The sequence below is a fragment of the Mesorhizobium sp. M5C.F.Ca.IN.020.29.1.1 genome (genome assembly GCF_003997375.1).
Lineage (GTDB): Bacteria > Pseudomonadota > Alphaproteobacteria > Rhizobiales > Rhizobiaceae > Mesorhizobium > Mesorhizobium wenxiniae.
The window spans coordinates 1-7,099 of record NZ_RZSW01000317.1 but is presented as its reverse complement, the minus strand read 5'-3'; the positions used below and the strand labels follow the sequence as shown (position 1 = coordinate 7,099).

Here is a 7,099-nt window from a genome sequence, read left to right as displayed (position 1 = left end):
TCCATATACTGATGATCTTCGCCGCCGGCCCGATCAACGAGTTGCGTTCCATCATCACCGGCTGGTACCGAACCGATCCGCCGGCGGCCCATGGCAGCAAGACGCCCCAGAGGAGTGCGTGAGATGGCGAAGTTTGAGATCAGCCCCAAACTACAGATAAGCCGAAGAAAATTCCTGACCTCGGCCAGCCTCGGCGTCTCCGGCATCATGCTGTCGGGTTGCGATGCTTTCGACAGCCAGCTTGGCGTGGGCGACGGCCTGCGCAGCTTCCTCGAAGGCGCCAACGGCCTTACCTGGCGCGCGCAACGCCTGCTTGCCGGCGATTCGCTGGCGCCGGAATTCACCGAAGCCGACATTCGCCAGCCGCAGCGGCCGAACGGCGTCACCGCTCCGGACGACGATGTCTACAAGGGCCTGCTCGCCAACAATTTCGCCGACTGGCGGCTCGAGGTTTCCGGCCTCGTCGAAAAGCCGCTGTCGCTGACGCGCGAGCAGCTGATGAACATGCCAAGCCGCACCCAGATCACCCGCCACGACTGCGTCGAAGGCTGGAGCTGCATCGCAAAATGGACCGGCACGCCGCTGTCGCTGGTGCTTGATCAGGCGGTGGTCAAGCCGCAGGCGCGTTACGTGATGTTTCATTGCCTCGACACGATCGATCATAGCCTGTCAGGCGCCATCAAATATTACGGTTCGATCGACCTGATCGATGCCCGTCACCCACAGACGATCCTTGCCTATGGCTTGAACGGCAAGCCGCTGCCGGTCGAGAACGGCGCGCCGTTGCGTGTCCGCGTCGAGCGCCAGATCGGTTACAAGATGCCGAAATATCTCCGCAAGATCGAACTGGTCGACGGTTTCGCCAATATCGGCGGCGGCAGGGGCGGCTACTGGGAGGACAATGGCTACGACTGGTATGGCGGCATTTGAGGCCATAGCTCCGCCATTTCCGATCAGTGTTTTAGTGCTTTTGCTCAAGCGACCTTGTCGATTAGCGGTTTGAGCACCGGATGGATTTCCGGCGAGGCATGCTTGATCAGTGTCAGCAGCGCGCGCTCGTTCTCGCGCAGCGGCCGGTCGCGGCCGATGCGCTCAGCCAGCCACTTCGCCTCGCTGGCGTCGATGGTTTCGGCGCGGCGGGCCAGTGCCTCGGCTGCCTTGTTCTTCGATTCCCATTCGGATTCGATATCGCCCGGCGCGCGATAGGCTTCCATGATGCCGGCAAGGCCGCCCGATACCATGCGGCCAAAGAAACTGCCGATCCCCGGTTCCGCCTGCTCGAAGAAAGAATCCCGGCGCAGCGCCACGTCGCGTATCGGCGCTTCGTAGCCGGCCGAGCACATGACGAAATTGGCGATCGCTTTGACGAACAGATCATTCCATGACGGATCGTTGTTGGCTGCCGCTGTCCGCTCATTGATCTTGAACAGCATCTCGGCCTCGGCGCGGGTGATCGCGATGTTGCCGTCGCCGCCATGGGCATAGAGGATGCGGCGCAGAAGCTCGACTTCCGCCTTGGCGATCAGGCCGGGAACCAGCTTGCCGTCGTGCATCAGCGGCCCCTTGCCGTCCAGAACGGCATTGGCGACCTGCGCCAGCGCATAGACGCAAAGCCCGTTCGGCGACGATTTCGCCTTTTCCAGCACATGCACCAGCAATTCGAGTTCGGTCCGGCTATCGACCATGCCGTCGCGCGAAATCGCTCGGACCAGCCAGTCGGCATTGTCCTGCGAGATATAGCCCGCCGGCTTTTCCTGATGAACGATGAAGTCGGTCACAGCTTCGACGAAAAAAACAGGCCATTGCGCGCATTTGTCCTTGGCCTTTGCGTCGAGCGCAAACAGCGCCTCGGCCTCGCCGCGCGTCACCACGCCGTCGCCAAACACCTCGCGGCGCAGCATGACCACGTCTTCCGCTGTGATCCGATTTTTCGAGGTCAGCCCGGCCACAGGCGCGCTCATCGTTGATTCGCCCATTTCGTCCCCGTCCGAACGTCGTTTGGACCCAATATATCGGGAGTTCGTTGAGAAACCGGCAAACCGCGTGGTTAGCGAAGACTTGTCGGTAAGGTGTCGCTGGGAGGTGACAAGGTGTCGCCCGCAGGCTATGGATGGCGAGTCGAGGGCTCAAATTGAGTCCTACCTGTTTGCGGGAGAGAGCAGCGAGAGCTGCCGCCGAAGGGGAAATCGCCCGAAATCTCTCAGGCAAAAGAACCGTAGACAGGAAAGACACTCTGGAAAGTCGGGGCTTGCCCCCGCGCCGAAGGTGTAAGCGCTGCCGACAGAGTTACGGGGCGCGAGTCTCTCAGGCTTCAGACAGAGGGGCACGGACTGGTCGCCACTCGCGGCCGATTGCGTGCGACTCTGGAGACGACATGACGGGCGACGACACCAAACACCTTCCCCTCGAAGACCTGCACGCGGCCGCCGGTGCGCGCTTTGGCGCGTTCGCCGGCTGGTCGATGCCGCTGACCTATCCGGCCGGCGTGATGAAGGAGCACCTTCATACCCGCGAGCATGCCGGCCTGTTCGACATCTCGCACATGAAGCTGTTCGAGATCAATGGCTCGGGCGCTGAAGCACTGCTCAATCGTGCCTGCCCGTTCGACGCCGGCGCGCTTGAAGTTTCCCAGTCCAAATACACGTTCTTTCTCAATGAAGCCGCCGGCATCCTCGACGATCTGATCGTCACCAGGCTCGGCCAGCAACGCTTCATGGTCGTCGCCAATGCCGGCAATGCCGAAGCCGACGAAAAGCACCTTCGTGGGCTTGCCCTGGATGTTGAGGCAAAGGGGGATTTTGATGCCAAGATCGATGCACTCGACCGCGTCTTCCTGGCGGTCCAGGGGCCTGAAGCCTGGGCCGCCCTGTCCCGCGCCGGCATCGAGACCGGCTCGCTGCTGTTCATGCACGGCTTTGAGCCCCGCGAAAACTGGTTCATGAGCCGGTCGGGCTATACCGGTGAAGACGGTTTCGAGATCGGCCTGCCGGAAGCGGATGCGCGAAATCTCGTCGCCAAGCTACTCGAGGACGAGCGCGTGATGTGGGTTGGGTTGGCCGCGCGAGACAGCCTGCGGCTCGAAGCAGGGCTGTGCCTGCACGGGCTGGACATCACGCCTAAGATCGACCCGGCCAGCGCCGTGCTGATGTGGGCGATCCCAAAGGAGGTTCGCGCCTCTGGCGCTTTCATCGGCGCCGACGCATTGCGTTCAATCCTGGAGCGCGGCCCGGCGCAGAAACGCGTCGGACTGAAGCCGGAAGGCCGCCAGCCGGTGCGCACCGGCGCTGCCCTTTTCGACACCGACGGCAATCCCGCCGGCCACGTCACCTCCGGCGGCTTCGGCCCCTCGGCCGCTCATCCGGTCGCCATGGGTTACGTGCAGACGTCGCTGGCCAAACCTGGCGCAAAACTCTTCGCCGACGTTCGCGGGACCAAAATCCCGGTCGATATCAGTCCCCTGCCCTTCACGCCCCATCGCTACCGCAAAGGATGAACTTCATGGCAAAAACCTATTTCACCGAAGATCACGAATGGCTCCGCGTCGAAGGCGGTATCGCCACCGTCGGCATCACCGACTACGCGCAGGAGCAACTCGGCGATCTCGTCTTCGTCGAATTGCCGGAGCTTGGGAAAAAGCTGGCCAAGGGCGATACGGCCGTCGTGGTCGAATCCGTCAAGGCGGCATCGGACGTCTATGCACCGGTCGACGGCGAGATCACCGAGGCCAACACCTCGCTCTCGTCGGACCCGTCTTTGGTCAATTCGGCGGCGACCAGCGACGGCTGGTTGTGGAAGATGAGGCTGGCCGATGAAAGCCAACTCGAAGGTCTCCTGGATGAGACCGCCTACAAAGCCCATATTGGTTGATAGCAGGACCAGGAAGATGACCGCAGCACCCTACGCCTTCTCGGCCCGCCATATTGGCCCCGACCTCAATGACGTCAGAGCCATGCTGGCGACGATCGGCGTTCCCTCAGTCGAGACGCTGATCAGCCAGGCTGTGCCGAGATCGATCCGGCTCGACCGGCCGCTGGTTTTGCCGGCCCCGGCGAGCGAAGCGGAGGCACTGGCCGAGCTTTCGGCGACGATGGCCAAAAATACCGTGTTGAAGAGCTTTATCGGTGCCGGTTACCACGGCGTCCACGTGCCGCCGGTCATCCAGCGCAATCTGTTCGAGAACCCGGCCTGGTATACGGCTTACACTCCCTACCAGGCTGAGATCAGCCAGGGCCGGCTCGAAATGCTGTTCAATTTCCAGACCTTGGTCACTGAGCTGACCGGCCTGCCGGTGGCGTCGGCCTCGCTGCTCGACGAGGCGACGGCGGTGGCCGAGGCGGTCGGCATTGCATTGCGCCATCATCGCGACAAGCGGACCAAGGTGGCGCTTGCCGGCACGCCGCACCCGCAGACGCTCGACGTCGTGCGCACCCGCGCTGAGCCCCTCGGCATCGAGGTCGACGGCGACACGATCGACGACAACACCGCCGCTCTGCTGGTTTCCTGGCCTGATACGTTTGGCGTCTATGGCGACCACAAGGCGGTAATCGAGAAGGCCCGCGCCACCGGCACGCTGGTCGTTTTCATTGCCGATCCGCTCGGCCTGACGCTGACCGACGCGCCGGCTACGCTTGGCGCCGACATCGCCGTCGGCCCGATGCAGCGCTTTGGCGTGCCGATGGGCTTTGGCGGGCCGCACGCCGCCTATTGCGCTGTTTCCGACAGGCTGACGCGGTTGATGCCCGGCCGCCTTGTCGGCCAGTCCACTGACAGCAAGGGCCGCCCCGGCTATCGTCTCGCCTTGCAGACGCGCGAACAGCACATCCGCCGCGACAAGGCGACCTCCAACATCTGCACCGCGCAGGCGCTGCTCGCCAACATGGCGACGGCCTATGCGATCTGGCATGGCCCTGCCGGGCTGCAGGCGATTGCCGGCCGAATCCATTCATTGGCCAACCGGCTGGCGACCGGTCTCACCGCGTCAGGAATTTCGGTGCTTGGCGGAAGCCGCTTCGACACGGTGACGGTGGAAGTGAAAGGCAGAGCCGGCGCGATCGCCGCCGCTGCTGAAAAGACCGGCCGATTGCTGCGCGTCATCGACGCCGACCACATCGGCATCAGCTTCGACGAGACCTCGACCGATGCCGATCTGGACGCCATTGCAGCACTGTTCGGCGCCAAGGCAGGCGCTGCTGGCACCAGCACCACTCCGGGCAAGCCACGCGGTAAGGCGTTTCTCAGCCAGCCGGTCTTCCACGAAAACCACTCGGAAACGGAGATGATGCGCTTCTTGCGCCGGCTGGCCGACAAGGACCTGGCGCTCGACCGCGCCATGATCCCGCTCGGCTCCTGCACGATGAAGCTCAACGCCGCCGCCGAGATGATGCCGGTGAGCTGGCCAAGCGTCGCCAATCTGCATCCATTCGCGCCGGCCGGGCATTCGGCAGGCTATCGCGCGATGGTTGGCGAACTGGAAGGCTGGCTGTCGGAGATCACTGGCTTCGATGCGGTCAGCCTGCAGCCCAATGCCGGCAGCCAGGGAGAGTATGCCGGGCTGCTCGCCATTCGCGGCTATCACCGCTCGCGCGGCGAAGGCCACCGCACCGTCTGCCTGATCCCGTCATCCGCGCATGGCACCAATCCGGCGAGTGCGGCGATGGCCGGCATGAGCGTCGTCGTCGTGCGCTGCACCGAGGATGGCAATATCGATATGGACGATATGAGTGCCAAAGCCAATGAGCATTCCAAGAATCTCGCCGCGCTTATGTTCACCTATCCTTCGACGCATGGCGTATACGAGGAAGGCGCGCGCCACCTCTGCGCCCTCATTCACGAGCATGGCGCCCAGGTCTATTTCGACGGCGCCAACCTCAACGCCTTGGTCGGCCTCGCTCGCCCCGGCGACATCGGCGCCGATGTCTGCCACATGAACCTGCACAAGACCTTCTGCATCCCGCATGGCGGCGGCGGTCCCGGCGTCGGCCCGATCGGCGTCAAGGCGCATCTGAGACCTTATCTGCCCGGCCACGTCACCGAAGGCTCGGGCCATGCCGTGTCGGCCGCACCGTTCGGCAGCGCTTCGATCCTGCCGATCACCTGGATGTATATCCGCATGATGGGCGCTTCCGGCCTCAAGCAGGCGACCGAGACGGCGATCGTTTCCGCCAACTACGTGGCGACGCGGCTCGCGCCGCACTTCCCGCTCCTCTACAAGGGCAGGCACGATCGCATCGCCCATGAGTGCATCCTCGACACCCGCGTACTGAAGGAGAGCTCCGGCATCAGCGTCGACGATATCGCCAAGCGGCTGATCGATTATGGTTTCCATGCGCCGACCATGTCGTTTCCGGTAGCCGGCACGCTAATGGTCGAGCCGACCGAGTCCGAGCCCAAGAGCGAACTCGATCGCTTCTGCGAGGCGATGATCGCGATATCAGGCGAGGCAGCCAAGGTGGCGAAAGGCGAATGGCCCTTGGCCGACAATCCGCTGGTCAATGCGCCGCATACCGCGGCCGAGGCGCTGGCCGGCCAGTGGACCCATCCCTATTCGCGCCTGGAGGCGGCCTATCCCGCCGGTGATGCCGACACATCAGCCAAATACTGGCCGCCGGTGTCGCGCATCGACAATGTCGCCGGCGACCGCAACCTAGTCTGCTCCTGCCCGCCGCTGTCGGAATATCTAGGGGCGGCGGAATAGAACCAGCCGATTGCGACGCAGACTGCCCCCTCATTTCCCGCGCACACGCAATGAGGGTGGCTGATGCGGCAACCACCCCTGAAGGCCGGAGTTTCGACCCATTTCCGCCGCTTGGTTGCCGGATGGTTTTGCAGTAAGAGGCCTATCCTCGAACGTAACAGGAACCTCCGTCGCCTGCCCGCAAAAAGCGTGGCAGTATCGGATGGTGATTCGCAGCATCGCAATCCAGGACCAGCATGGACGACAACAACGATCTTTTCGGCACTATGGACAAGCAGTCGCAACCGGTTCGCGCCACCGCTCGCCCGGCCGACCCGCTGGTGCAGGCGGCGAAGCGCCCGGCATCCCGCGACGGCAGCGAGAGCTACAGCGCCGCCGACATCGAGGTTCTGGAAGGGTTGGAGC

General features: G+C 63.4%; 5 protein-coding genes and 1 riboswitch. Of the genes, 4 read left to right on the top strand and 1 reads right to left on the bottom strand.

The features are described from left to right. Positions 1 to 123 precede the first annotated feature (123 nt). Complete coding sequence (locus EOA85_RS22550; RefSeq protein ID WP_127211223.1) at positions 124 to 930, top strand: molybdopterin-binding protein; 807 nt, start codon at positions 124 to 126, stop codon at positions 928 to 930. Positions 931 to 974: 44 nt separating this feature from the next. Here the strand turns inward: EOA85_RS22550 and EOA85_RS22545 are convergent, their stop codons facing one another. Next, entirely contained in the window at positions 975 to 1,976 is a 1,002-nt protein-coding gene (locus EOA85_RS22545; protein WP_127211222.1) for a hypothetical protein, read from the bottom strand. A 163-nt stretch (positions 1,977 to 2,139) separates the two neighbouring features. Beyond that, positions 2,140 to 2,226: riboswitch (glycine riboswitch) on the top strand. A gap of 148 nt (positions 2,227 to 2,374) precedes the next feature. On the opposite strand from EOA85_RS22545, the gene gcvT reads away from it, so the two are divergent. From gcvT to gcvP, 3 genes are read left to right on the top strand one after another with little or no spacing between them, the layout of a single operon-like run. Beyond that, positions 2,375 to 3,493 (top strand): glycine cleavage system aminomethyltransferase GcvT, encoded by a 1,119-nt coding sequence (gene gcvT / locus EOA85_RS22540; protein WP_127211221.1) that lies wholly within the window; start codon positions 2,375 to 2,377, stop codon positions 3,491 to 3,493. 5 nt (positions 3,494 to 3,498) lie between these two features. Beyond that, positions 3,499 to 3,867 (top strand): glycine cleavage system protein GcvH, encoded by a 369-nt coding sequence (gcvH, locus tag EOA85_RS22535; protein WP_065009623.1) that lies wholly within the window; start codon positions 3,499 to 3,501, stop codon positions 3,865 to 3,867. A 16-nt stretch (positions 3,868 to 3,883) separates the two neighbouring features. Further along, a complete protein-coding gene (gene gcvP / locus EOA85_RS22530) occupies positions 3,884 to 6,694 on the top strand; it encodes an aminomethyl-transferring glycine dehydrogenase (RefSeq protein ID WP_127211220.1) in 2,811 nt (936 codons plus the stop codon). Positions 6,695 to 7,099: the final 405 nt, after the last annotated feature.